17 protein-coding genes are annotated in these 26,040 nt (G+C 58.3%); 9 read left to right on the top strand and 8 right to left on the bottom strand.

Annotation, left to right across the window (positions count from 1 at the left end):
* Nucleotides 1-25: 25 nt before the first annotated feature.
* Complete coding sequence (locus VFX97_08020; protein HEX5703129.1) at nucleotides 26-3,334, top strand: FHA domain-containing protein; 3,309 nt, start codon at nucleotides 26-28, stop codon at nucleotides 3,332-3,334.
* Between the two features lie 267 nt (nucleotides 3,335-3,601).
* Here the strand turns inward: VFX97_08020 and trxB are convergent, their stop codons facing one another.
* Complete coding sequence (trxB, locus tag VFX97_08015) at nucleotides 3,602-4,687, bottom strand: thioredoxin-disulfide reductase (GenBank protein ID HEX5703128.1); 1,086 nt, start codon at nucleotides 4,685-4,687, stop codon at nucleotides 3,602-3,604.
* A 255-nt stretch (nucleotides 4,688-4,942) separates the two neighbouring features.
* Between trxB and VFX97_08010 the strand changes: the two genes are divergently transcribed.
* The 4 genes from VFX97_08010 to VFX97_07995 all read left to right on the top strand — a co-directional run bounded on the left by VFX97_08010 (nucleotide 4,943) and on the right by VFX97_07995 (nucleotide 7,874).
* Nucleotides 4,943-5,869: a 3-hydroxyacyl-CoA dehydrogenase family protein gene (locus tag VFX97_08010; protein ID HEX5703127.1), complete on the top strand. Its 927-nt coding sequence runs from the start codon at nucleotides 4,943-4,945 to the stop codon at nucleotides 5,867-5,869.
* A gap of 47 nt (nucleotides 5,870-5,916) precedes the next feature.
* Nucleotides 5,917-6,297 (top strand): PilZ domain-containing protein, encoded by a 381-nt coding sequence (locus tag VFX97_08005; GenBank protein ID HEX5703126.1) that lies wholly within the window; start codon nucleotides 5,917-5,919, stop codon nucleotides 6,295-6,297.
* 227 nt (nucleotides 6,298-6,524) lie between these two features.
* Nucleotides 6,525-7,310: an enoyl-CoA hydratase-related protein gene (locus tag VFX97_08000; GenBank protein HEX5703125.1), complete on the top strand. Its 786-nt coding sequence runs from the start codon at nucleotides 6,525-6,527 to the stop codon at nucleotides 7,308-7,310.
* 333 nt (nucleotides 7,311-7,643) lie between these two features.
* A complete protein-coding gene (locus tag VFX97_07995) occupies nucleotides 7,644-7,874 on the top strand; it encodes a hypothetical protein (GenBank protein ID HEX5703124.1) in 231 nt (76 codons plus the stop codon).
* Here VFX97_07995 and VFX97_07990 read toward each other — a convergent pair.
* Complete coding sequence (locus tag VFX97_07990; GenBank protein ID HEX5703123.1) at nucleotides 7,855-8,847, bottom strand: NAD(P)H-quinone oxidoreductase; 993 nt, start codon at nucleotides 8,845-8,847, stop codon at nucleotides 7,855-7,857. The two genes, VFX97_07995 and VFX97_07990, sit on opposite strands and share 20 nt — an antisense overlap.
* A gap of 179 nt (nucleotides 8,848-9,026) precedes the next feature.
* On the opposite strand from VFX97_07990, the gene VFX97_07985 reads away from it, so the two are divergent.
* Together VFX97_07985 and VFX97_07980 are read left to right on the top strand one after the other, a co-directional pair.
* Nucleotides 9,027-9,794, top strand: a complete 768-nt coding sequence (locus VFX97_07985) for a sulfite exporter TauE/SafE family protein (GenBank protein HEX5703122.1) — start codon at nucleotides 9,027-9,029, stop codon at nucleotides 9,792-9,794.
* Between the two features lie 160 nt (nucleotides 9,795-9,954).
* On the top strand, nucleotides 9,955-10,593 hold the full coding sequence (locus tag VFX97_07980) for a DNA-3-methyladenine glycosylase (GenBank protein ID HEX5703121.1): 639 nt from the start codon (nucleotides 9,955-9,957) through the stop codon (nucleotides 10,591-10,593).
* Here the strand turns inward: VFX97_07980 and VFX97_07975 are convergent.
* Genes VFX97_07975 through VFX97_07960 form a run of 4 tightly spaced genes read right to left on the bottom strand, consistent with a single transcriptional unit; the run spans nucleotide 10,579 to nucleotide 20,095 of the window.
* Nucleotides 10,579-13,353 (bottom strand): SpoIID/LytB domain-containing protein, encoded by a 2,775-nt coding sequence (locus VFX97_07975; GenBank protein ID HEX5703120.1) that lies wholly within the window; start codon nucleotides 13,351-13,353, stop codon nucleotides 10,579-10,581. The genes VFX97_07980 and VFX97_07975 overlap by 15 nt on opposite strands.
* Nucleotides 13,353-14,189: a hypothetical protein gene (locus tag VFX97_07970; GenBank protein ID HEX5703119.1), complete on the bottom strand. Its 837-nt coding sequence runs from the start codon at nucleotides 14,187-14,189 to the stop codon at nucleotides 13,353-13,355. Before VFX97_07970 ends, VFX97_07975 begins: the two co-directional genes overlap by 1 nt.
* Before the next feature lie 20 nt (nucleotides 14,190-14,209).
* Nucleotides 14,210-19,129 carry an MG2 domain-containing protein gene (locus tag VFX97_07965; GenBank protein HEX5703118.1) on the bottom strand — a complete coding sequence of 1,640 codons (4,920 nt, stop codon included), beginning with the start codon at nucleotides 19,127-19,129 and terminating at the stop codon, nucleotides 14,210-14,212.
* Between the two features lie 45 nt (nucleotides 19,130-19,174).
* The gene (locus tag VFX97_07960) at nucleotides 19,175-20,095 is read right to left on the bottom strand and encodes a DUF1175 family protein (GenBank protein ID HEX5703117.1); all 921 of its coding nucleotides are present in this window, start codon (nucleotides 20,093-20,095) and stop codon (nucleotides 19,175-19,177) included.
* A gap of 166 nt (nucleotides 20,096-20,261) precedes the next feature.
* Here VFX97_07960 and VFX97_07955 point away from each other — a divergent pair, with 166 nt between their 5' ends.
* Nucleotides 20,262-22,799 carry a cyclic nucleotide-binding domain-containing protein gene (locus tag VFX97_07955; protein HEX5703116.1) on the top strand — a complete coding sequence of 846 codons (2,538 nt, stop codon included), beginning with the start codon at nucleotides 20,262-20,264 and terminating at the stop codon, nucleotides 22,797-22,799.
* Nucleotides 22,800-22,928: 129 nt separating this feature from the next.
* Nucleotides 22,929-24,395, top strand: coding sequence for an FHA domain-containing protein (locus VFX97_07950; protein HEX5703115.1), 1,467 nt, complete (start codon nucleotides 22,929-22,931; stop codon nucleotides 24,393-24,395).
* A gap of 72 nt (nucleotides 24,396-24,467) precedes the next feature.
* On the opposite strand, the gene VFX97_07945 is transcribed toward VFX97_07950, so the two are convergent.
* Complete coding sequence (locus VFX97_07945; GenBank protein HEX5703114.1) at nucleotides 24,468-25,043, bottom strand: cytochrome c3 family protein; 576 nt, start codon at nucleotides 25,041-25,043, stop codon at nucleotides 24,468-24,470.
* A 161-nt stretch (nucleotides 25,044-25,204) separates the two neighbouring features.
* On the bottom strand, nucleotides 25,205-25,777 hold the full coding sequence (locus VFX97_07940) for a cytochrome c3 family protein (GenBank protein HEX5703113.1): 573 nt from the start codon (nucleotides 25,775-25,777) through the stop codon (nucleotides 25,205-25,207).
* Nucleotides 25,778-26,040 lie beyond the last annotated feature (263 nt).

Genomic DNA, 26,040 nt, shown 5'->3' with positions numbered 1-26,040 from the left:
TCGGGCTACTGCCCCTACTATTCACATGAAGATTGTTCTGGCTGAGGATCGCGGCGGCAAGCTGCTGGGCGAACGCGCGTTCACCAGCGACGTGGTGCTTGTGGGCCGTGACCCCGCCGTCTGCCATTTCTTCTTTGCGCAAAACCAATGGCCCATGGTGTCGCGACGCCATGCGGAGTTTCGTCTGACCGACGGGCGCTGGACCGTTACTGACGCGAACTCCCGATTCGGCACTTTTGTGAATGGTCAGAAAATAGCTGCGCCCGTCGAAGTGCGCGTCGGTTCGCATGTGCAGCTGGGAGCTGATGGCCCAATCCTCCGGGTTGTCAGTATCGAGCAGTCGCCGGTCGCAGTGGCCAAACCTTCCGCGAAGCCCGCTGATGTCGATCGCATGGCGACCGTGCGTGATGCGTCGGCGGACATTCACCAGTCTGATGCCACCGCTCCGACTGAAGTTCAACCGCCTGCGTCGCCACGTCCGCCGGTACCAGCCGCACCGCCACGTCCGCCGGTACCAGCCACGCCACCGCGTCCGCCGGTACAATCCGCGCCGCGCGTTTCTTCACAACCAGCGCGGCTTGAGCTGCTTGATCCAATCGCGGCGAATGTCCGCCGTTTCGAACTAAATAAGGATGTCTTTGAACTGGGTCGCGATCCGCAAGGTGATGTAGTGATCGATGCCGCGGCTGCAGTCGTATCGCGCCGTCACGCGGAGATTCGCAAAGTTGACGGACAGTTTGCGGTAGTCGATCTGAAGAGCTTCAACGGCACGCTCGTCAATGGTCAGCGCATTACAGGAACGGTAAAGCTGTTCGACAAGGATCAGGTGCAACTAGGCACGGGCGGACCGATCTTGCGATTAGTCGATCCGGCTCATCCGGCCGCGGCACAATCCCGAGTTGGCGGGAGCCAGCCCGGCGGAGTGGCCGCGCCGCCGTCGATTCCATCCGAGTTTGGCCAGATTGCGGCGATGGCACGCCGGCAAACCATCGTTTCGACGTCAGGGTCTATGGCGCCGCAATCCATGCCCGGCGCCAACCAGTCGCAACTGCTCGCCCGCGTTTCGTTCGATGCGCGGATGCAACTTTCGGTCGGTCGCGCGGCGGACAACGACGTTCGGCTCGACGGTTTGCAGATTTCCAATCATCACGCGCGCTTCGCGAGCTCGAGCGGCAGCGTAACGGTGGAAGACGCGGGCTCGACGAACGGTGTGTATGTCAACGGCCAGCGTGTCAGCGGCCGCCGCGCGGTTCAGCATTCGGACGTCATCCAAATCGGACCGTTCGTACTCCAGGCAGATGCGCAGCACGGCGTGGCCGTTTACGACACGCGTTCAAAAACCCGCATCGACTGCCTCAACATCGTCAAGATTGTCGCGAACCGCTCCGGGGGCGGATCGATCAAGTTGCTCGACGACGTTTCGCTGACGGTTCAGCCGAACGAGTTTATCGGGTTGCTCGGCCCCTCAGGCGCGGGCAAGTCCACTTTGATGGATTCGCTGAACGGCATGCGGCCCGCGACCAGCGGGTTCGTCCTCGTCAACAATCTGGATCTATACCGGCATCTCGATTCGTTGAAGCAATCGATTGGCTACGTTCCACAGGATGACATCATCCACCGCGAGCTGACGGTTTATCGCACGCTCTACTACGTGGCGCGGCTGCGGCTGTCGAGCGACGTGTCGACCAAAGAAATCGATCAGATCATCAATGAGGTGATGGACGTCACCGGTTTGTCAGAGCGGCGCGACGTGCCGGTAAGCCAACTGTCCGGCGGACAACGCAAGCGCGTTTCAATCGCGGTTGAGCTAATCACCAAGCCGTCAGTGATCTTTCTGGACGAGCCGACTTCGGGTCTCGATCCCGCGACTGAAGAAAAGATCATGAAACTCTTTCGGCAAATCGCCGAGAGCGGCCGCACGGTCGTGCTGACGACGCATGCGATGGAGAACGTGAAGCTCTTTGACAAGATTGTCGTGCTGATGCGCGGCAAGCTGGTGTTCTATGGCGCGCCGCAGGATGCGCTGGCCCACGTCGAGGCCGAAAGTTTCAAAGACCTTTACGACAAACTGGAAGACCCGGTCGACGAACGCATCGCGGCGATGCCTCCGTTGCCGGCCAATGCCGCGAAGTCGCAGAAGCAGGCATTCAAACAGCAGCGCGAACAGATCGCCGAACAAGTCGCCGACGAATGGAAGCAAAAATTCCAAACGACGGAACACTACCGGCGCAACGTCGCTGAGCCGCTCAGTCTTTTGCCCCGCGATGGCCGCGCCGCCGCGCCACCAAAGCGGCACACAACGGTTACCGATTCAATCCGCCAGTGGGGCACGCTCACGCGCCGCTACATGGAAGTCCTGAGCCGCGACAAATTCAATCTGCTGATTCTCTTTGCCCAGGCGCCCATCATCGCCTTCCTTACTTATCTCGTTGTCGGGGACACGCTGCCCCGCGACTTCCCATATTTCGTGCTCGGGCTGGTCGCGCTCTGGTTCGGCACCTCGGTCGCTTCGCGCGAAATCATTCGCGAGCGGGCCGTTTACACGCGCGAGCGCATGGTGAACCTTGGATTATTGCCTTACGTCGGCTCGAAAATATTTGTGCTCGCGCTGATCGTGACGGTGCAGTGCTTGATGTTGTTCGGCGCGCTCAAGATGATGCATTACGTCGGCTTGATGAGCGTTCCCGGATGGCTGGTGCCGCAACTGGCGATTGTGTTTATTACCGCGATGGTGGGTATCGCGCTGGGCTTATTCGTGTCGGCGATCGTGAAGACGTCCGAGATGGCGACGAGTCTCGTGCCGCTAATTCTTATCCCGCAAATTCTGTTTTCCGGTCTGGTCGGCGTTCCCGAAGGAGCTTCGAAGGCGATCGGTACGCTCATGCCGGCGACGTGGGCGTTTGATGGGCTGAAGCAGTTTTCAACGCTCGATACTCTGGATGAAGAGGGTTCCGATCCCGATGGCGAGAACGAGGGGAAGGGTCTTTACAAACATTACGAAGCCTTAAACGATCGCAACATCGAGCAGGCGCGCCAGGATGTTGATGATTACAAGAAAGACGCTGAGCAGGACTTGAAGGATTACGAGAAGAAGATGAAGGACTACGTCAGCGATTTACAAAGCGGGCGGCAAGCCACTCAGCCGGCTGCGCCGAAGCTGAAAGATCCGCCGGAGGTCAAAGGCGCGGAAAAGATTCCCGAGGACGTCAGCAACTACATCTCATTCCTTCATCCCTGGGGCAATAAGATCATTGATCCGTTTGTCCTGATGTTTATGTTCGTAGCGTTGGTAATCGCAACCATTGTAACGCTTAAGGCGCAAGACATTTTGTGAGGCACATGTGGAGTTACGGAGTGGTATAGTCCAGCCGATTTTGAGACACCCACATGTCAAACGACCAGTTCGAGCGCCACATGCAATTCATCATCAAAGAGCGAAAGAAATTTCGCGAGGGAATGAAAGAAATGAAAAGGCTACAGAAACTAGGCACGATCGCCTGAAGACCTTGAAGCGTCGCATCCGCGTAGTGGAACTCCAAGTAGATCGATTGGAAAGGTCGTAAGGCCCGACACCCCGCGTTGGCCCTCACACATCGGCTGCTCAAGCCTCATTCGAAACAACTTCACCGGTCGGCATGGTGATCATGCTGTGATCCTTAGACAGATGCTCGCCTTCCATCGTGACCTCTTCACCGGTGGGCATGGCGATCGGTAGATGATCCAGAAATCGTTCCGCATCGATGGCTGACATGCAGCCCGTGCCCGCCGCCGTGACTGCTTGCCGGTAAACTGAATCCTGCACATCGCCGGCAGCAAAGACACCCGGAATGTTTGTCGCGGTTGAGCGGCCTGAGGTGACGATGTAGCCAACGTCGTCCATGTCGATCTGGCCTTTGAACAAGTCTGTGTTCGGCTTGTGGCCAATCGCGATAAAGACGCCTTCGCATTCGAATTCGGTAGTTTCGCTGGTCTGTAAATTCCGCAGCCGCACGCCGGTCACTCCCTGATCATGCGTCCCGAGAATCTCGTCAACTGCAGTGTTCCAGATGAATTCAATCTTTTCGTTCGCAAGCGCTTTGTCCTGCATGATCTTCGACGCGCGCAGCTTGTCACGCCGGTGCACGACGAACACGCGCGACGCATACCGTGTCAGGAACGTAGCCTCTTCCATCGCCGTGTCGCCGCCGCCAACCACGACCAAACGCTTGTTGCGAAACGCGGGCAGCGGGCCGTCGCAAGTCGCGCAAGCCGACACGCCGTTACCACCAAAGCCATGCGGAGTCTTTGCCTCACCCGGAATCCCCAGCCACTTCGCGGACGCGCCCGAAGCGATGATCAACGTCTCAGCCGTGATGACTGTATTCTCCGTGAACAACTTGAAAGGTCGCTCGCTAAAATCGACGCGCGTAATCCACTCCTCCAGGAATTCCGTGCCAAAGCGTTCAGCTTGCTGGCGAAACTGAACCATCAGGTCAGGACCCTGAATGCCTTCCGCAAAGCCCGGATAGTTTTCCACTTCAGTGGTGATCATTAACTGCCCGCCCGGCGTTGTTTGTTTCTCGGTGTCGGCCGGCGCATCAACCAGCAGCGGATTCAAATTCGCGCGCGCGCTGTAGATCGCCGCGGTCAATCCCGCGGGGCCGGAACCGATAATTACTACCTGGCGATGAAGTTCTTGTGTGGGCAATTCAGGGTCTCCTCTATGTTCAGAACCGGGAGCAAGGGCAACCGGTCAATGGCTCGCCAACGGCCTTAGTGGTGCGCCGATCCCGTCGCTATCGCTCCGGGTTCTGACAATTGATTGCGGGAAAACTGTTGGCGTTTTGCGTTGCGCGTGTAGTATAACTAGTGCTGTACGAGTTAGTCGAACCAGCCAGGCCCCAGCCACATCGTGGCCTGAATTGGCATCCACCTTAACGGTTCGGCCCCTTAAATTGCGACGTTGAATAAGAACTCGGACCAAGACAACAACCCGGCTTCGGCTCGCCCAATTCGGCGCATCAGTGTGCTCGGCGCGGGCACGATGGGCCACGGCATCGCGCAAGTCGCCGCGGCGTCGGGTTACGACGTCCTGATGCGCGACCTTGATGAGGCCTCGACGCAGCGCGGCATGAAGTCGATTGAGCGAAATCTGGCGAAGGGCATTGAGCGCGGAAAAGTAACCGAGCAGGAGCGCGACGAAACGCTCTCGCGAATTCGCGTGACGACGGATTTTGCTGAGATAGGCGAAAGCGATCTGGTGATCGAAGCAGCGCCTGAGAATCTCGAACTAAAGCAGGGCCTGCTGCGTCAAACCGAAGAACTGGTGACCAGCAACTGCATCTTCGCGACCAACACGTCTTCGCTTTCGATCAATGAAATTGCCAAAGTATCGAATCGGCCTGCGGACGTTGTCGGCATGCATTTCTTCAATCCGGTTCATATCATGCGGTTAGTCGAAATCGTCGTCAGCAGCGAAACGTCAGACGAAACTACGGCGACAGTGCGTGAAGTAGCGCAACGCATGAAGAAGGAACCGATCGTCGTCCGCGATGTTCCGGGATTTGCTTCCAGCCGTCTCGGTGTCACGCTAGGCCTGGAAGCGATGCGCATGGTTGAGCAGGGCGTGGCCAGCGCGCGCGACATCGACACGGCCATGGAACTCGGCTACAACCACCCGGTCGGACCGCTAAAATTGACGGACATGGTCGGGCTGGATGTGCGTTTGAGCATCGCCGAATATCTGCATGAAACGCTCGAATCTGAGACATTCAGGCCACCGGATATTCTTCGCCGGATGGTGAGCGAGGGAAAACTGGGCAAAAAGAGCGGTGAAGGTTTTTATAAATGGAATGAGCCAGAACAGGCGCGCAGGGCTTATACTAGCTGAACATTGGTGAGCGCGCGCGAACAAGCGGGACTCGAATGGCGACGGTAATGAGCACTCCTTATCAAAATGAAGAGAGACGCTTTGCGCTGCGAATGGCGCTGCGGCTTCCGATTGTCGTGTCAGGTCGTTCGGATGACGGCGCCGCGTGGAGCGAGCCGACGGAAACTGATGACATCTCGACTTCCGGCGCGCTTTTCCATCTCAATCAGCGAGTTGGGATCGGCGAACACCTTTACATCCGCGCGCACAAGCCGGATGGCTCGCCCACCGAAGCGACGGCGACGGTAGTGCGCATCTCACCGGCGATCTACGGAACCGCGCGCGTGGGCGTGCAGATTGCCGAACCTTCCGAAAACTGGATGCGACTGTTCGTCTCATGGGTGGCGGATGAACAGGCGGCCACCACGGACGAGACCACTTCTAAATAATCCCTGACCGACAACGCGGGTGGTTGCATGGCTGGCCTCTGTGTCTCAGTGCAATCTCGGTGTCTCTGGGGTGAGTGATCTCTAAACGTTTTTCACCACAGAGACACAGAGAACTCACCGAGACACCGAGAGGAACGGCAAAGATCTGAGTAGTCCTGGGCACTCGCCTTTCGCGGGCGCTTTGTGTTTTACTTCACCAATTCTTAACCAAAACAGGAGCAATTAAAGTGAGTCAAACGTACGAGAGTATTCTCATCGAGCGCCGCGACCGCGTCGCCATCATCACGATCAATCGTCCGGAAAAGCGGAACGCGTTGAACATCCAGACGCGCGCCGAAGGCGCAGCCGCGCTGGATGAATTGAGCCAGGACGATTCAGTGCGGGTCGTGATTTTTACCGGCGCGGGCGACAAGGCGTTCGTGGCGGGCGCTGACATCGCTGAGTTCGCAGGCCGCACCGCCTTGGCGCAGCGCGCCATCATGCTCGATCGCGGTTTGTTCAATGCGGTCGATACTTTTCCAAAACCGGTGATCGCGATGGTCAATGGTTATTGTCTCGGCGGCGGCTGCGAGTTGGCGCTGGCCTGCGACATTCGGATTGCCAGCGAGACCGCCTCGTTCGGCCAACCGGAAATCAACCTTGGCATCATTCCCGGTGGCGGCGGCACGCAGCGCCTGACGCGTCTGGTGGGCGAAGGCAAAGCGATGGAGATGATTTTGACGGGTGAGATCATCAACGCGCAGGAAGCGTTCCGGTTGGGCCTGGCGAACCACGTTGTTCCGGCCGATCAACTCCAGACGAAGACAATGGAAGTGGCCAACCGCATCGCTGAGAAGAGTCCGGTCGCTCTCCGCCTCGCCAAGGAAGCGGTAAAGGCGGCGTCGCGATCAAACCTCGACGAAGGGTTGCGTCGCGAAGTCGATCTGTTCGCGCTGTGTTTCTCGAGCGAAGATAAAGACGAAGGCGTCAGCGCGTTCCTCGAAAAGCGAAAAGCGGATTTCAAAGGGAAGTAGGTACGGAACTCCCTCTCCCTTGAAACCCGTAATCAGCGTTGAGATGAATCAGGTGTGTTATTCGCCTCTCCCTCAGCCCGAAGGGCTGAAAGATAGTAGCCGGGGGTTGAGCGCGCCGCGCGACACCCCCGGATCGAGTGTTTATGATTTTTGACCCTGAAAGGTCACAGAACGCATCTTGCACCCTTTCAGGGTGCCGAATGCTACGCGGACGTTTCCGGGGGTCTACGCTTCGCTGCGACCCCCGGCTACTCTCTAGCAACCCTTCGGGTTGCAACCTGTTGAGTTAAGTCTGTTTAGTTCCCTCAAAGCGAGAGGGAAGACATTGAGCCAATGACGAGCGATCTTCAAAGCCAACAGTGGGCCGTGCTCAGCAATCGTGGTTGTGAAGCCACCGACCTCACGCACGAAGAGGCGCGGCGTCTGGTTCACCGGCTCGAGGGTGAAGGTTGTCACGGTCTGTGCATTGTCACGACTGACGCTGCCCGGCATGTTGGTGCACCTCGAACACCTGACCCGCGAACATCGCCGGTGACACCCGCAGTTAATCAATCCTCAAAATAACTTTCCCGAACGTCTCGTTCGATTCAATGCGGCGGTGAGCCTCGCGCACTTCATCCATCGTGAAAACCGAATCGACGACCGGCCGCACTGATCCGTTTTCGAGCAGCGGGACGACATGCTCGGCGAACAGGCGCGTGGCGGTTGCCTTTTCTGGGAGCGACCGCGTGCGCAAAGACGTTCCCATGACGCGAAGACGTTTGCGCATGACAATTGAATAATCAATTTCGGCTTTGGCGCCGCTGGTTGTGCCGACGAAGATCAGCCGGCCCTTCGTGGCGAGCGAATCGAGATTAGCTTTCAGATAAGCAGCGCCCACTAGATCGAGAATCACGTTCACGCCTTCACCGTTCGTCCATTCCTCCACCGCCGCAGCGAACTTCGAAGGATCATTCCCGACCGCGATGGATTGAGACAGCCCGAAGTCTTTCGCGCGCTCAAGTTTCTCCGGAGTGCGCGAAGTGCCGTAGGCAGTCGCGCCTGTGGCGCTTACTAACTGACTCGCCGCCGTTCCCACACCCGATCCGGCAGCATGAATGAGAACTCGCTCCGCCATCTGCAACTCGCACTGCGTGAACAACGCGTCGTGCGCCGTCATAAAGACTTCCGGAATCGAGGCGGCCTGAACCCAATCGAGATTCTCCGGAATCCGCGCGAGCGTCGCTTCAGGCAGCGTGACGTATTCCGCCTGCGCGCCGCCGCCGGTGATGCCGAAAACCCGATCGCCGGTTTTCCAGACGCGCGCGTCTTCGCCGACGCTTTCAACTTCACCGGCGAACTCAAGACCGGGAATGTCCGGCGGATAGCCGGGCGGCGCGGGGTAGCGACCGAGGCGCTGGAGGATGTCCGCGCGATTCAATCCCGCCGCGCGCACGCGCACGCGCACGCGATCCGCGGTGGGCTGCAGCGCGTCCGGAACCTCTACAATTTGCAGTCCCTCAACTCCGCCGAACGAAATGATCTTTACCGCTTTCATTTTTAGCAGCGCATTTTAACACCTGACGTGATGTAGTTCTCTGTGTCTCTGTGAGCCCTCAGTGCCTCTGTGGTTGAGTCTCTCCCGTGTACGTTCACCACAGAGACACTGAGCGCCACTGAGACACAGAGAAGTCTTCCCCCTTTTGCCCTTTTAGCTTTGCCCTTACACTGTCGCGCATGTCTCTCCTCGAAATCGGATTGATGTTCGCGGCCGCGTTCATCGCCGGCGTCGTGAATTCGATTGCGGGTGGGGGGACGCTGCTAACGTTTCCGCTCCTGATTTGGTTAGGACTCGATCCGAAAGTTGCGAACGCGACCAGCACCGTCGCGCTGTGGCCCGGGCTGTTTGGAGGTCTGTTCGGTTATCGCCGCGAGATGAGCGACAGCTCTTTGATTCTTATGCGCCTGGGCGCAGTGAGCATGGTCGGCGGCGGCGTGGGCGCCTGGCTTCTGATCGTGACACCTTCACCGACATTCGCGCGCCTGGTGCCGTTTCTGATTTTGTTCGCGACGGTTTTGTTCATGCTGCAAGGCCCGGTGAATCGCTGGCTGCATGTGCCGTCGCCCACGTCAGGTTCCCAGAGAAGTTGGTGGACGATCGCCATCATCGTTCAGTTTTTTTCGGCCATGTACGGCGGTTATTTCGGGGCTGGTAACGGCATTTGGATGCTGGCGGCGATGGGCCTGCTCGGCTTGAGCGACATTCATCGCGCGAACGGCATCAAGAACTTTCTCGGCATCTGTATCAACAGCGTCGCGGTGATCGCTTTCGCGATTTCCTACCTGGTCGAGTGGCGAATAGCGCTCTTGATGGCGGTCGCCGCCTTGCTCGGCGGCTACGTCGGCGCGCGAACGGCGCGGCGGGTCGGTCCGTTAGTCATCCGCCGCGCAATTGTCGTGATCGGATTTGTAATTACAGCAGTGATGCTGTGGCGGATGAGGTGAAAGAGGCTAGTGGCCCAGCGAGGTCAGTATCGGGAGCGGATCGGGGTCCCGCGCGGGCAGCCCGCGTGGAGTGGTGGATGCGACCAGGTGGATTATCATCTTGATCTGTGGGGTTACCCGGTCGCTACCGCTCCCGGTACTGACTCCATCTATGTAATCTGTGGATAAAAAGCTTCCTCGCGAATTCTACACACGTTCTGACGTCCTCGAAGTGGCCCGCGATCTGCTCGGCAAGAAGCTGGTCGTTCCGAATCGAAGCGGCACGCGCGTCGCCGGAATCATCGTTGAAACCGAAGCTTATCGCGGCCCGGAAGATCGCGCTTCGCACGCGTACGGCGGCCGGCGCACCAATCGCACGGAAACGATGTACGGCCTCGGCGGCACGGCGTACGTTTACTTCGTCTACGGCATGTACAACCAGTTCAATGTCGTAACGAACGTCGAAAATGTTCCACACGCGGTGCTGGTGCGCGCGCTGGAACCGGCTGAAGGCCTCGACATCATTCGCCGTCGTCGCGCCGGTCGATCCGAATACGAATGGACAAGTGGCCCAGGTCGCTTGAGCATCGCGCTCGGAATTGATCGGCGGCTAGACAAAGCGGACCTGCTTGGCGATCGGGTGTGGCTGGAAGAGGGAACTTCGATCTCACCGCGCCAGATCGCGCGCGGTCCGCGGATTGGGATCGATTATGCTGAGAAGTGGATTACTAAACCGTGGCGGTTTTGGATTAAAGATAATCCGTTCGTGAGCCGGCGCTCCGGCGTTTCTTCCCGCATGCCGCCGTCAGTTCGCGGCTAACCTTTTCCAGACGCTCGCTTCGCCCTCGTTGCGCACCATCTCAGTCACTTTCAAATACGCCTCAGCGTACAACATGCGCATGTCGGACTGTGTGCTGGGACGTTGCAGCCTTTTCTCCAATTCTTCCCCCGTGAGCAGGCCGCGACGCTGGTAACGCGAAAACATCGCGCCTTCGCCGGCGAGGTAAATCGCGAAACCTTCTTCCAACCAGCGCGGCGCTCGATCCCGACTTATGACGTTGATGATCACATGCGCCATTTCATGCTTCAGCGTCGTGGGTAAGACGCCTCTTCGTTTCAAAATCGCGAGTGGCTGCGTCTCGATCCGGTTTCCTTTTGTGGCAGCCGCGGCCCACGGCGGTTGACCCGTGCGGCCGGTGAAGGTCCCGGTCGAATCGTTCACGCGAATGTCGAGAAATGGCAAACCGCTGATTGAGATCGAGGCCGCTGATGCCCGGCGCAAGTAGTCCGCGCGCGCACTTCCAAGAATCGTCAAGACCCGGTCAGCGTCGCGCCGTTCGTTGTCTGCCGGATAAGTAACGCGGAAGTGCTCAGATGAGATAGTTACCAAACGCGTGGGCTGAGGGGTGTTGAAGGTCGCGTACGGCGAGACAAGGGAACGCGGGGATGGGGAGAAAGAACTAAATGAGCTCATGAAGAGATCGGCCTTCCATCGTGGCGGGGAATCTTCCTTCGCCGCGTCTCCCCGTCGCCCCGTCTCCCTCTCTCGTCCCACACTCGTGCCCGGAAAATACTTCTCGAGAATCCTTTGGTAACTCGCGCCGCGCGCGGCCATCACGTGCGCGCCTTCCTGACAGAGACCGAGACCATGACCGAATCCGCTGCCGCGAAAGACGAAGTTCGCTCCGCTGCGCGAGACCTCGAATCGCGAACTCTTCAAGAGATTCCAACCGAGCACTCGGCCGACGATGATTTTGAAATCCCAACCGCGCACGATCTTGCGATGGTCGCCTTCGAGCGTGATGAATTCGGCGCGGCCGGTGTCATCGCGCTTGGTGACGATAACTTTCTCCAGCCGGTGGCCGACGTCGGTGCGTGAATCGCTTTGCAGAGCGCGCAGCAGATCGTTGCGCGTAATCATGTCAGTCCAGTGCGCATGCGGTCCCGTCTCGCAGAACTCGTCACGCACACCGGGCAGGTAAGTCGCCGGCGCGGTTCCCCAAAGCGTCGCGACGTCGGCGGTCTCTCCGCCGCACGACGCGCCAAAGTAAGCGTCGATAGTGCTACCGCGCGAGTCGAGCAATACCTGGCCTTCAGTCGCCGCGACGGCGGCCACCAGCCTGTCAGAAGCCCGATCGTCGGTCGGGTTTCCGTGGATGAACCGCTGACAGTGAGTGGTCGAACAGAAGTCGTAATCGTCTTTCGCGTGACGACCAAGGTTTTTCAGCGCATAGGTGCGCGCGGCGATCGCCAAAGCCTTCAGCGCCTCAGGCTCTGACTCCATCGAGCCTTCCGCGCGCATAACGCCGAGCACGTAATTCTCGAGCGGCAAGTCACGTGTCACATTTTCGGTTACCGAACGCACGCGGACTGCGGAAGAGGAGGCCGGGCGACGTCGAGACTGCGAGACATCCGACGGGCTGGAGCCACTGCTTTCTGTCCCGCGGTCGCCAATCTGGTTCGCAAACGTCTGAAAGATGGGACGCGAGACTTTGGCCGCTTCCGCGCCGTTCGCACGCGGCAGAAAAACGATGACTGCGAGTTGAACCTGCGACGGCGGGAGATCGCGCGAGGCGCTTGCCGGACCAGCCAGGCCGACAAACCATCCGTTTAAGCGAAATCCTTTCGGCGGCAGGGCCGTGCCGGTCTTACCGACAATCGTGAGTGGCACGACATCCAGCCTTGCACTGCGCGCGGTGCCATAGCGAATCGCTCCGGCCATGCCCTCAACCACTACACGCCGCTCTTCCGGCGAAATGTTTATGCGACTGCGTTCGACAAGCTGCAAACCGTCGGCATTGGCGGCTTGCGGCTGAAACAAATGACCGTCATTGAGCAACGCTGCATAAGCCGTCAAAAGTTGAATCGGCGTTACCTGGATGTGATCGCTTTCGCCCAGAGCTTCGCGCGCTGCGCAATCGGCTTGCTGAGACGCGTGATGGCTGTCATTCGATCGCATGCGGGCAACATCACCGGCCGCGCATGGCTTCACGACGCCATTCGCTTCCCGTGAATTCAAACCACTCGGTTGTCCAAAACCGAATTGACGAAGTGTTTGAGTCAACTTGTCCGGGCCGAGCCGTTGACCGAGCGTCGCGAAGTAGTAATTGCATGAGTGGGCGATAGCTTGTGAAGGATTGAATGGCGGCAAGTGATTGGCATGCACGCAGGGAAGAGAAAAACTGAGACCGGTGAAGCGGCCGGGACAAACCGTGCGCGAATCCTCTTCGATCAAACCGGCGCGCAAAGCCGCGAGTGTGGTGAACGGCTTGATCGAAGAACCGGGCATCATCGCGTGGGCGTACGCACCCTCGGGATTTACCGCGGCACGCACACGTCCGGTTTGCGCGTCCATCACGATGATTGAACCCTGGCGATTGCCTAAAGCGACCTCGGCAGATTGCTGAAGCGCCGAATCGATTTCGTTTTCGTTTGAGTTTGCGTCGTTAGACCAGGTGAGCGCCGGCAGAAACGCCGTTGACGGCGAGAAATTGACCAGCAACAGGAGTGCACACGTGCAGGTTAACAGCAGCGCATGAGTGCGGGTCAGCCTTCCCAGAAAATCAATTGCGCGAACCATTACGCCGTTGACTCAGCGACCGTTGCCGGCGCGTTCATTTCAATGGACGCTTCGCGCGCACTTGCGCGGGCGAGCGTCACGAGGGTAACTACCCAGCCGATCAGCATCAACAGGAGGGCCACGATAACCTGCACGACGAAAAGCGTGAAGGCTGTCTTCGTCCCGGTGAAGGTCAGCCGGGGCAGCAGAACCAAGTAAGGCCCCAGGACGAAAAGAATCAGTCCCAGCCCGTAAACGAAAACTGATTCCGAGCTGAAGGCGCGCGCCAGCGCACGGCCGATGGTGCCGAAGACGTTCCGGGCGCCGCCGGCCAAAGAGGCGCGCACGTCACATACGGACGCTTCGATCCATAAGTGAATCGTCGCCAGCGGCAGCGCGACGCCGAACAGCACGAAGCGCAGCGTTGTTATTAACAGCGACGGCCAATGAGTGGGCGGCGCCTTGGGTGGTGCCGGCGGAATCACAAGCGGCGGGGGTTCAGGAGGGTAACGAAGCTGCAGTTTATTCATCAGCCACCACAGCAGCGCGCCGATGATCAGGACCGGAATCGTGACGGCTGCGATCTTCATAGCGCTCAAGAGAATGTTCTTCGCGCCAAACTTTCGCGCGCTGGCAAACTCGAGAATCGCCGCCTGAAACACGAAGAACACGGCTGGCAGGACCAACATCAAAGCGTAGGTCGCAAGTACCTGCCAAACGGTCGCTTCGCGTGTCGAGATAAAGAAGTAGAAGCTGACGAGCAACAGCGCATAGAGAGCGATGAAAATCCCGAGCGCGCGCAAATTCGTCAGCGTGCGCCGTAAGCTCTCGAACCAAAGTCTTAAAGTTGTAATCATGATGACCTCTTTGGCTTGAATTACTTCTTGTCCAAAATCCGCAACCGATCGTTCGCCGTATTCGCCTGCACGGTCGGCTGATACATCAGCTCGGCGCGCGCCGGCGCGATCTTGAACTCGCCCGGCACTTCGACGCGCATCGCGTATTGCAGCGTCGCGTCGCCGTCAAAGTAATTCATGAATATCGCCGTGCGGTTATCGCGGAACTCACGGTTGCTGTACCAGTCGCTCCACTGGCCGGTCGAGTAGTTCAGGTTAATGCCGCTGACTCGCGCGACCTGTTCGGCCCCCGCCGGAATCGGATCTTCGATCATCACGTACTGCGCGCGTGGGCCGGTAAGCCGCAGCCGCACCACGATCATGTCACCGGAGCGCAGTTCGCCTGAGAGTGGTTCGACGCGCCAACTTGCCTGGCCTTCCTCTCCGGCGACGTGCAGGCGCAAATACTCACGAGTGATCTTCAAACCGTTGGCGGATTGCGGCGCCACGTTTTCATCGGCGGTGAAGTATTCAAGCGCCGCTGAAACATACAGCGCGCCACGGCCTTTCTTTACGACGCGAATCTGGTTCGAGCCGCCAACTTCACCGGCCTTTTTGGTGATCACAAACGACTGAGCATTCGAAGCTTCGCCGGCGCCGACGTGCTGACCGGCGACCTTCATGCCGTTCAAATAAACCTCGAACGAATAATCCGGCGACAGCTCTTTGCTGACCTTCAAATAATCCGTCAGCCCGTAAATCGCGAACGCCGTCTCTTTAGTCGACAGCCAGTAGTGACCGTTGCGCCGGTTCTTCACCAGCCAGCGCGCAACTTTCGGTAGCAGCGGCGAGCCTGGATTGATTTGCGCCAGCGCTTTCAACGACAGCGCGGTCGCTTCGGCATCGAGGTACACATCGCGGCCATAGTCGTTGATGCGCGCCGTCTGCCAGTGAGCCTCAAACTCATCCTGTCGCACTGAACCTTCGAGCAAGCTCGCGATTTCACGCGCGCGTCCGTCTTTGCGTTCCTGCAGAGCGAGCGCAAGTAAAGCGCGACCATACGGCCCGAGACTGCCGCGCTTTCCATAAAGCTCTTCGAGGAAGCGCGTGTCGCCTTCGCCGCTTTCGGTGTGAGCGTAAATCATATAGGCGCGGGTTTCTTCGTCGATCGGATTACCGTTATCGTTCTTGCCGGCCGTCAGCAGAGCTTCAAGTTTCTGCCGGCCTTGCGCGAGCCGCCATCCATCAACCTGATAACCCGCGCGACTCGCCATCGTCAGACCGTCCACGACGTATGCGGTCATAAACGGATCAGACTTGTCGTCTTTCCACCAACCCCAGCCGCCATCGCCGTGCTGGTACGCGTACAGGCGATCCAGTCCGCGCTGAACTTTTTTATCCAGATCGTTCGTCGCGCGAATCTTCGCCGACGGGATGTCCTTTAGAGCCTGCGCCACGACGACGTTGGGCAGGAAGCTCGACATCGTTTGTTCGGTGCAGCCATACGGATAGCTGGTTAAGTAGTCGAGTGCGCCGAACAGAGCACCCGCGATCGAAGGTGACGCTTCAATGCGCAGCGTCCGCGCCTGCTCGTCAGCTCGGACGGGCAGATCGAGATTGAAGGTTTGGTCGGCCTCGTTCTGCATCAGCGTCGTGGTGTTGCCGAGCGTCTGCTTCAATCCGTGCGGCACGATCTCCATCGACATTTCGACCGCGTCGGATTCTTTGTCCGTCAAGGCTTTCGCCAGCAACGTCAGTTTGCCGACGGTGTGCGCCTGCACGCGCCAATCGACGCGATGTTCGCCGTTCGGCCGAATCGTGACCGTCTGTGAAGGCGCATCCAGCAACTGCGCGCCGGTCAGATCCAGGGAAATCTTTGTGGACTTGTCGGTCTTCAGGAAATTGTGCACGACGCCGGAAATCGTGACCGTGTCGCCTTCCGTCAGGAAGCGCGGCATCTCGAGCCGCATAATGACGTCTTTGCGCGCGATCGTTTTCTGCACCGCTGAACCGACCCGCGTGTCGGAGGTGACGGCACGCGCGGTGGCGCGCCACGTTGTCAGATTGTCCGGCAGTTTGAATTCGACGGTCGCTTTGCCGTCGCCACCTGTGACGACGTCGGGTTGCCAGAACGCAGTGTCTTTGAACTCCTTGCGGACCGTCGGCTCGGCAAATGAGCTCTCGTTTTTGAAATCCGCGAGTTGATAAGCCGATTTGTTCTTAGCTAAATCCGCGGGGTTGTCTCCGGCATAACCGGTGAACGTGTAGTGCACAGCGAGACTTGTCTGCACTTCGTTATAGCGACGTCCGTAGAAGTCGCGTTTGATGTTGCCGGCGGTTTCGGACGCAATGCTGTAGATGGCTTCGTCGACGATGCCCAGGCTTACTTCGGCATTCGCCGCGGGTGAGCCGTCTTCGTTGCGCGCCATGATCGTGTAGGACGCGACATCGCGCGGCTTGAACTCTTTCTTGTTCGGCACGATGTCGAGCTTCAGCATGCGGTCGCGCGCGGGCACGGCCAGGATTTGGCTTTGCTCGAACATGTCGCTGTCCTGCACAAACGAAACGCTGAGATAAACGTTGGGCGCATAGCGCTTCTCGATCGGCACATCGATAACGATGCTGCGACCGGGTGAGTCGATCTGCCGGACGGTCAAAACTTCCGACAATTCAGTTGTCACCAGCAGGTGCGCGTTGTCCTTTGGCAACATTGCCAGGACGTGTGCCGTCTCGCCCGGGCGATATGACTTCTTATCGGGCACAAGCTTGATCGCGTTCTCTTCGTAGTCGCGATACTGAAAGTCAGACCATTGCCCCTGCTTATCGGGCGCCCAGAACGATCCGCCGCGATTCACAATCGGCTTGCCGTTTTCGTAAATGATGGCTTTGACGTAAACGCTGCCCGGCGAGGGCACCGTAAAGTCATAGGTCGCGTTGCCCTGGCTGTCGGTGTTCACATCCGCCGACCCCAGTTGACGTTCATGCAGTTTGTAATCATAGGTCGTGTACTTGTAGCCGTTGTACTCTTCCTGCTTCTCGATCTTTTCCCACTTCTGTTCGATGAACTGAAGCGTCACTTTTTCCGAGACAGGTTGGCCCGAATAGGTCGCGGTCTTCACGCGAATCTTCGCGGCGTCTCCCTGGTAATAGAGATAGCGTTCAGGGAAAGCGTCGGCGACGGCCTTGCCGCGCGTGCCGATGAAAGAAGCCGCGCCCGACATCTCGCGACGCGACGCGTCGGTGACCTGCGCTTCCAGCCGATAAGAATAATCCCAGTCTTCTTTCTCGCCCGCGGGCACTTCGAAATCAACCACCATTTCGCCGCGCGAATTCAGCGTGCCTTCGCCTTGGGTCACCAGATCGGTGCCGTAATAACCGTAGTCCTCTTCGTCGCCGCCTTCGTTATCGGGGCCGGCTTCGTCGTCGAACTCATCGCTCTCATCGGCGTCCCACCACCAGTGGTAATAGCGTTGTTTGTAGACGTAGTACTGCACGTCGGCATTCGTTACCGGCGCGCCAAAAAAGTAATTTGCGCTAACGGTGAAGCGAACCTTCTCGCCAATCGCCGCAAATTCTTTCGGCCCTTTGACCGTCACTTTGTACTCGGGCTTTTTGTACTCCTGGACTTCGAAGTAACCGCTCGACGTTGCTTCACCGATCTTCGCGGTGATGTTGTAGCCGCCCAGCGGCGCCTCATCAGCGATATCAACTTCGCCGCTGAAGGTGCCGCGTGTAGACAGCGGCAACTCCTTCTCGAAAATCTTTCCGCTGTTCGGATCTTCGATCGTGACACTGACAGTTTTCTCGTCGAGCAGCTTGTAACCTTCGCGGCCCCACTGTCGCAGGATGCCTTTGAAGTAAACCTTCTGCGCCGGTCGATAGATGGGCCGGTCAGTGTAGATGTAGCTCGTCAGGTCCTCGCTCGAAAGCAAGTCCATGTCGCCGCCTTCACCACTGAAATAGAAAGAGTCGACGTCCGAGATGACAAAGTTGTCCCGATCACGCGCCATGATCAGATACGCGTTTGACTGAGATTCTTCCGGATCGACATCCTCGGCCGGCGTCTCCTCGTCGGTGGTCTCGGGTGGTTTGATTTCAGTCTTGAAGACGCCGGTTTTGTCGGTCGTGCCGGTCGCGAGCGTCTTTTTCGCGTTCGTGATTTCGACGTTGGCGCCGGCCCGCGGCGCGCCCGTCTTGCGATCGACTACGAAGACGACTACCTGGCCATCGCTGGTCGTTTTTTGCACCATTGTCAGGTTCGTAACGATCGCGATTGAGTACGCGCGCAGATCATTATTGACGGCTTCGATGAGGTAAACGCCGGGATCCATCTTGCCGATCGGGATCGTGCGGCTGTCGTATTCGTTTTCCAGCGCGGGCAGCTTCTCGCGCCAATCCTTTACCTTCTGGTCCGGATTCAACAGCGGCACGCGCGCGTAATCAGCCACGTTCAAAGGTGTGCGCGTCGGCTCTTTGTCGGTGCGAAACTTTTCGTTAAAGGTCGCGCGATGCTCTTTTCGCAGATGGTGGCGGACGTAATTCTTCATCGCCGAAAAAAACGAAAGCTTCAGACGCCGCGTGCGCTCGAGCAGCGAAATCCGCGCGCCGTAACCCTTCGCCAGCTCTTCCTTTTCCTCGTCACCCATCTGGTGTGGATTGTCGAGCTGCTTGAAAAACTTGTTCGGATCTTTCACGCGATAGATTCGGAAATCGAGATGATCAACGTTCTGATAGCTCGCCCACATCCGCGCCGGTTCGTTCGGCGAATAGGTACGGTTCGTCGTCAGCGAAAAGTAAGGCTTGGTGCTGGAAACGGTTGGCGTCTCAGGCGCCGCGTTCGGTTCAGCCGGCGGCGCAGTGCGCGCGCGAATCACGTTGAAGCCGAGCACTGAAGCGACCAGCGCTAAGTAGATGATGCCAGTCGCGACGTAGCGTCGAGTTTTGGAACTTGTGTCAGACATGGATTGCCTCCACGGCAAACGGACGGATTATGAAATCGAGAGAGTTCATTGCAAGGTCTTCAAGCGAAAGAAGCCCAAAAAATTCTTGTTGCGCTCAATCGGCCGCCAGCGCGGATCTGGATGCTGATCCAGCACTGAAAGCTGGACCTTCTTCACAGTCCCGTCATCAGTTGCGGTCGAACCGGTGTGATACACGACCCAGTCGCTCTGGCCATTTGGCGCCGTGCGCGGCGAGCCGAGAAAGACCATCACGTGATAGGGAAATTTCTGGACCCAGGGTTGGTAATAAAACAGCAGGTCGCCGGGTTGCGCTTCGCGGCGGTCACGGCTGACGAATTCGACGTTGAAGTTTTTTAGAGTGCGCGCATCGGCAAATTCCGAAAACTTGCCGGTGCGCTGATCGTCATCGCGATAGGCGCCAAAGTCAGCCCGAAAAATCTTTTCGCCAAGCTGATTTGCATCGAGATTGAAGCCGCGCACGTCGCGCGCCACCGGTTCGTACGCCGGGCCCATACGCTGAAACCACGCGCGGTCGTGCTTGCGCAGGGCTTCACGCATCGCGAACCGCACCAGACCGGCACAGTCCCGTTGCTCGCGCTTCCATTGTTCGCTCAGTTGATAGAACTGAACTTCAGCAATCGCGGTAAACCAGCGGCGAAAGCTTTCCCGGTCTTCGAACGTGCGCAGCTCGGCAAAATCCGGAATTCCATCGTTGTCGGAATCGGCGGTCTCTGTAGTGGCGTTCGAATCTAAGGTTGATTCAGGTCCCCCGGCCGGCCGGATTTCCGAAGCGGAGGCGTTTCCTGTCCGCCCGACCTCAACCGGGATGCCCGCTTGGGGACCCCGCGGTCGGGTGTCTGAAGACTTGCTGAAAATCCAAATGAAGGTCGCGAGCAGGATAACGAGGACGCTCGCCGTCATCACGGTCCGTCTTGAAAGGCTGCGCAATTTCCTGGGGACTAACATTGCCGCCTACTATGACGCGGGACTTGATTCCATTTGCAGCCGGATGCTATCACGGATCGTTCAGGTCAACCACTATCTCGCTTCGGTTGGGTACGGCGCGCGAAAGTGTGGTTACCCTCAGTGTGTCGGCGCATGTTAAGCTGCGCGACAACCGTCGTTAAATTTCATGCCGAAAGTCGACACTACCCCTGAAGCGATTCTCGAAGCGGTAAAGAAGATCGACATCGTTTCCGAGCTGCTCGACGAAAAAAACAAGAACAATCTGAAGATGATTGTCGAGGGCAAGGTGTCCGGCGGCAAACAGATTGGCCCCTACGCGCGCCTGCTCACTTACGACGCGGGCGAGGTGATCATGGCGGAAGGCGAGTGGGGCGGAAACACTTTCTATCTCTCCGTCACCGGCGATCTCGACGTCTTTGTCAAAGACGAATCGGGCGCGCACAAGAAAGTTGCGCGCATTCCACCTGGCGCGTGCTTAGGCGAGCGTTCCGTGCTCGCCGGCATCCCACGCAACGCGACCATCAAGGTTCCTCAGGACGGCGGGGCCGCAACCGTCCTCGAAATGGTTCGTCCGGCGCTGAGGCTGCTTCGTTCGCTCAAGAAGTTTGCGGAAAAGGTCGATGACAGCTATCGCAATCACGGTCTGGCGAATGCCATCGGCAAGCTTCAGGAAGAGACCGGCAGCGCGCTGACGCCTTTGGATCTGGTTTCGCTCGGCAACATCAGCCAATTCATGGCGTACGGCAAACATCACCTGCTCGTGCAGGAAGGCATGCCGATAGATCGCATCTTTCTGATTCGCAGCGGCTGGGTGCGACGCGTGCGCGGCGTGCCGATTTACGCGGACATTACGGAGAGCACCGCACCGGGAAGTCTGGTGCCGGAAGATTTTCTTGGTTCCGGAAATTGCCTCGGTCTCGAAGCGCTGCAGGGACAAAAGACCTGGGCGTATTCCGCGGCGCTAATGCAGCGCACGGAATTGTTAGAGATTCCCCTCGCGAGTTTGCAGGCTGAGCCTGAGTTATGTCAGCGCCTGGGCAAAGCGTTCGGCGCGTTGTCTCAGGCGGACGACGACACGGGACTGACAGCACAGCAGAACGGGCGACAACTGGCGGCAGCCGAGAAGGAGATCGCTACGGGGATCGTCGATGGCGTGAACCTGCTGGTGATGGACATGGATCTCTGCGTGCGCTGCGGTAATTGCTCGCTCGCTTGTCACAAAGTCCACGGACAGTCGCGGCTGCTACGGCGCGGCATTCACATTCAGCGGCCCGTTGATTTGAAGAGCAACCGTGAACAGCACGTGCTGGTTCCGTCCGTGTGCATGCACTGCAAAGATCCGGAATGCCTGACGGGTTGTCCGACCGGTGCGATCTTTCGCGACCTCGGCGGCCAGGTGGACATCAATCCGGTCACTTGTATCGGCTGCTTCGACTGCGCGACACAGTGCCCTTACAACGCGATCTCGATGGTGCCGCGCGACGGTGAGCCGGTAGTCGCGGGCGGACTGATGACACGTCTCCGGATGTTGTTCGGATCGAGCGCGCCGCCAGTAGCAGTCCTCGAAGTTGAAGCAAAACCCGAATCCGGAACCGTGCCTGCGGTCGGAGCCGCGACCGCGCCCCAAGCCGCACCCAAACCGGCGGCCAAACCGGAAGACGACATGGTGGCGATCAAGTGCAATCTGTGCGAGCACACGCCACTGAATCCCGAAGGCGCCAAGAGACCCGCGTATTCATGCGAAGAGAATTGTCCGACCGGCGCGCTTGTCCGGGTGAATCCGCAAGAGTACTTCGACGAAGTTGAGAAGACCCTCGGCCTGGTATTTCGCGATCAGACACATGCCATCGGTCGCAATATTCACAAGAGCGATCCCAAGGCTAAAGCCTGGCACGTGATCGGTGGATTGTTAGTGCTCGCTTTGTCGGCGTTGATGGGTTGGATGGCGTGGCGTTATGGCTTTAACGAGTCTTTGCGCGGGGGATGGTTGACGATGCGCTGGCTGACGGGTCTGGTCGGCCTGGGTGGCATCGCCATCGTAATGACATATCCGCTGCGCAAAACGATCTATCGCCGCCGCGCCGGCGCCTTGCGATATTGGTTGCTGGCGCATCTCTACTTCGGCGCGCTGGCCGGCATCGTGCTGCTGATGCACGGGGGCAGTCACGGCGGCGGAATACTGACGATGACGTTGATGATCGCGTTCGACGTAGTGATTCTCACCGGCTTGTTCGGCCTGGCGGCTTACTTCATCGCGCCGCGAATTCTGACAAGTATCGAAGGCGAGCCGCTGCTGATCGAAGATCTGGAAGCGCGCCGCGCGGAATTGAGTCAGGAAATTACCGACATCACCGGCAAAGCCGAGGGCAATGCGCGCGAGTTGATTGAGCGAAAGATGCGCGGGCATTTCTTTTCGCTCGGTTATCTGTTGAGGCAGTACACGCGACGCGAGGCGCTGACTGCATCATTGGCCCAGGGCCGTCTGAAATTCCGTAATGAACTGGCGGCCATCGAAGATAAAGCCCAGCGCACGGCGGCTTTGAAAGCGCTTGAGCGGATGGCGACGCTGCGCCGAGTGGACACGTTGATTTACCTGCACCGCCTCTTGAAGATTTGGGTCGCACCGCACGTTGTTTCGACTTCAGTAATGCTGGTGCTGATGATTGCGCACATTGTGCAGGCGGTGTTTTTCAATGTTCGCTAAAAGCTGTCAGTAGTCAGTTGTCAGTTGTCAGTCGTCAGTGGTCCGTGGTCAGTGGCAGCAAGCGACGTAACCAGTCACGTTACTAAGCGAAGCAACTGACAACGGACAACTGGCCACTGACCAATCCAAATGGACGCAACCTTCGTCATCATTCGTGAAGACCTTCAGGTCGATCCGGTCACGATCGTGGCCGAAGGCGTCCTCGTTGGCCGTCTGCCGACGTGCGAACTCCTTTTGAACCATCCTTCGGTGTCGCGCCTGCAAGCCGGCATCACGAACGTCGAAGGCGATTACTACATCCGCAACTTCCGTTCGACCAATCCAATTACTCTTAACGGCGAGAAGGTTGAAGAGTACCAGGCCCTGACCGACAGCGATGTGCTGGGCGTCGGTCCGTTTGTGCTGAACATCGATTTGATCGAAGGCGTGCTGATCATCAAGGTGTCGATTCAAATCGGCGCGACGCCTGGCGACGCTATTGTGCGCAAGGAAGGCACCGGCGTTTGGGATCTACCGGCCACGATCCGGCTGCCGAGCGCTCCGCTCGATGTTGAGAAAGCCGCCGCGCACAAAAAGCCTACGCCGCGGAAGCCACCGCCCGCGGCCTCAGGTTCGAAAGCCCTCGACGTTTTTTGGGACAAGCGGATCACCGCGGCGACCAAGACCGTGAAGCCTTCGCCCCTCTTTCCCGTCACCGGCCGGCCCAGCGGAAAGGCGCAATCGGTTTGGGCGCCGACGACTGACTTGAAACGACGTTGGCCCATTCCCCTTGTGGTAATCATTGGAATCATCGCGGCCTTAGTCGCCGGTGGCGGCGCAATCTTCTATGCGGCCGCTTTCGCGCCGGCGCCGATTTCGGAAGCGCATACCCTGACGACGATGCGCATGACGCCACCCGTCGCTACGCAGGCAAACGCCGGGTCATGCACTTCGTGTCACGCGCTGCGCACGTCAATCGATCAGAAGTGCACGTCTTGTCACACGACCGACGCGTTCGTTGCCACGGTCATCTCGCCACACACGAACGCGGGCATCGGATGCGTCGATTGCCATGCCGAACATCGCGGAGCGGCCTTCGACGCGCTGGATGGCGCGCTCCTGTCATGCTTTGAATGTCACAACGATCAGAACCAGAAAACTTACAATGGCAAGACGGTGCGAACGCCGCACGGCGGCACGTTCGGGTATCCGGTGCGCGACGGCAAGTGGGTTTGGGCGGGGCTGGATCCGGACGCGCTGGCGCAGCGGAAGGATACTTTGCAGCTCGAACGCCTACCGACGGAAACTGAAGACCAGTGGCGCAACAAACAATTCCATGCGGTGCACGTGTATCGGGTGAAAGCAACGCGCGGACTGGGTGGGAATAAAGAAGGCGAGTTGAGCTGTTCGAGCTGTCACGCGACGCAGAATCCGCCGGATCGTGAGACACCGCGCACGCGATGTGCGAACTGTCACAACGGCGATCTCGATCCGCGCGCCCAGCGGCAGGTGATTGCTTCAGACAAGCCTAACTGCACTTCCTGTCACGTGCAGCACATGAAGGACAAGCGGCATTGGAATCCGCAGTTGCTGAGTTCAGTGAGCAGTGGGCGGTGAGGCAAGTGGCACAGACTTCAGTCTGTGATTTCAAGGGTCGAATCACAGACTGAAGTCTGTGCCACTTGCCCACTACTTAGCGACGTGACACTTCACACAGCCCTTCGGATCCGATCCTGAAATCTTCGCTGCTAATTCCGGCTTGTTCTTAATAGCCGCGTCATGACATTCGAAGCAGTTGATGTGGTAAGCGTTTTCGTTGTCGAGCTTCAGCTGCTTTTCGTTTTTCGTGACCACGGGTAGCGGCTTGCTGTCGTCGCCCGCTTGCAGGTGACATGACCGGCACGATTTCACCGGCGCGGCGGCGGCGTCCTTCAGGACATCAGCGGTGAGCACGACAGTGCGTTCGGACGTGACTAGTGGTGGCTTGAGGCTCTCTTTCGGCTGATCGGTGTGGTGGCAATAGACGCATGAGGTGACGCTCTTGCCGTCAGGATTGTAGTTCTTCAGCGAGTGCGTCTCGTGATCGAAGGCGACCTCGCCCCATTTATCGTCGAGACTGTCCGCCGAAAGCTTAACTTTCTTCGGCTGCTCTTTGCTTTCTTTGGGGATGTCTTGCGAGATGTAATTTGAGGTCCCCGCCGTACCGGCGAAGACGAAAAGCGCCGTGGCGCTCAGCATCACAATTACGGTTAACAATCGCTTCATCGAATTCCCTCCCGGTTCGCCGAAAGCTGCGGGCATGTTAGGTAGACGCGCGCCGTCGTGTCAATTGCGAAGCGAGCTGAGGTCAGAACCACCTGCGTAAACGGGTGAGTAGTTGTTACGAGCCTTGCCCGCCCGCTTACGCAGGCGGTTCTGATCTTCCTTCATCCCAGCCGAAAACTTGTTCCCGTGTGACATCGCCGGCACCCTTTGAAATCCAAATCGCCGCCGAAAGATCTTCGGCCGTTGTGGCAGGTCGCGCAGGTGTTGTTGCCGGTTGGAAAGTGTTCTTGCGCGCGCGTCGAGCTGACTTGTCGTTTCTGCGGCAACCCGCGCGTGTAGCTGTGACAGTCCGAACAGTTCAAGCGCTGGCGCGTCGAGTGATTATTGTGACGAAACGAGTAGCTGAACGCGATTGAGTTGGTGGAGGTCCGTGAGTAGGGCTTCTGATCGTGGCAGACGCCGCATCCCGCCAGGTCGCGTCCGTTGGCTTGCGAGTTCGGCGTGTGACAACTGTAACAACCGTTGTGCGCCGACAAGCCGACTGGAATGGACAGCGCCGCGCCTCGCCGCAATGTCCCGCTGTGGCATGAGACGCAACCATTTCGCGGCCGCGCCGCGCCGGTCATGTGCTGCGCGTGATCAAATTTGACGTTGAAGCTCTCGTTGAAGCGATCCGGGAAAGCCTTGCGCGGCGGATCGCTGCCGTTGACGTTCTGATGACAGATCGAGCACATCGGAATGTTCGGCGTGGTGAATTGGCCGAGATGACATCCGGTGCAGGCTTTGTGACCCGGAAAGCTGGGGCGGGCAGAGTTGTCCGCGCGTCGATGGCAGTCGTTACAACTCAGCGATGCGTGCTTGGAACTGTTGTGTAAGAACCTGGAATAGTCCTGAGCGGAAGCGACTGAAGCGAAGGCAAAAAGGAATAAGGAAAAAAGCAGAAAGCGTGTGAGGATCGCGGGAGCGCGACCAAGACTCCGTGTGACTCTGTGAAATC

It is taken from the genome of Pyrinomonadaceae bacterium, from assembly GCA_036277115.1.
In the GTDB taxonomy this organism is placed as follows: domain Bacteria; phylum Acidobacteriota; class Blastocatellia; order Pyrinomonadales; family Pyrinomonadaceae; genus UBA11740.
The sequence above is the reverse complement of the archived record's forward strand: the minus strand, read 5'-3'. Positions and strand labels throughout refer to the sequence as shown.

Coding starts and splice junctions, on each gene's coding strand:
- VFX97_07940 (HEX5703113.1), bottom strand. CDS start 25,777: ATGTGCTCGATCTGTCATCAGAACGTCAACGGCAGCGATCCGCCGCGC.
- VFX97_07960 (HEX5703117.1), bottom strand. CDS start 20,095: ATGTTAGTCCCCAGGAAATTGCGCAGCCTTTCAAGACGGACCGTGATG.
- VFX97_07970 (HEX5703119.1), bottom strand. CDS start 14,189: ATGATTACAACTTTAAGACTTTGGTTCGAGAGCTTACGGCGCACGCTG.
- VFX97_07950 (HEX5703115.1), top strand. CDS start 22,929: ATGGACGCAACCTTCGTCATCATTCGTGAAGACCTTCAGGTCGATCCG.
- VFX97_07985 (HEX5703122.1), top strand. CDS start 9,027: ATGTCTCTCCTCGAAATCGGATTGATGTTCGCGGCCGCGTTCATCGCC.
- VFX97_07955 (HEX5703116.1), top strand. CDS start 20,262: ATGCCGAAAGTCGACACTACCCCTGAAGCGATTCTCGAAGCGGTAAAG.
- VFX97_07990 (HEX5703123.1), bottom strand. CDS start 8,847: ATGAAAGCGGTAAAGATCATTTCGTTCGGCGGAGTTGAGGGACTGCAA.
- VFX97_07995 (HEX5703124.1), top strand. CDS start 7,644: ATGACGAGCGATCTTCAAAGCCAACAGTGGGCCGTGCTCAGCAATCGT.
- VFX97_07965 (HEX5703118.1), bottom strand. CDS start 19,129: ATGTCTGACACAAGTTCCAAAACTCGACGCTACGTCGCGACTGGCATC.
- VFX97_08005 (HEX5703126.1), top strand. CDS start 5,917: ATGAGCACTCCTTATCAAAATGAAGAGAGACGCTTTGCGCTGCGAATG.
- VFX97_07945 (HEX5703114.1), bottom strand. CDS start 25,043: ATGAAGCGATTGTTAACCGTAATTGTGATGCTGAGCGCCACGGCGCTT.
- VFX97_07975 (HEX5703120.1), bottom strand. CDS start 13,353: ATGGTTCGCGCAATTGATTTTCTGGGAAGGCTGACCCGCACTCATGCG.
- VFX97_08020 (HEX5703129.1), top strand. CDS start 26: ATGAAGATTGTTCTGGCTGAGGATCGCGGCGGCAAGCTGCTGGGCGAA.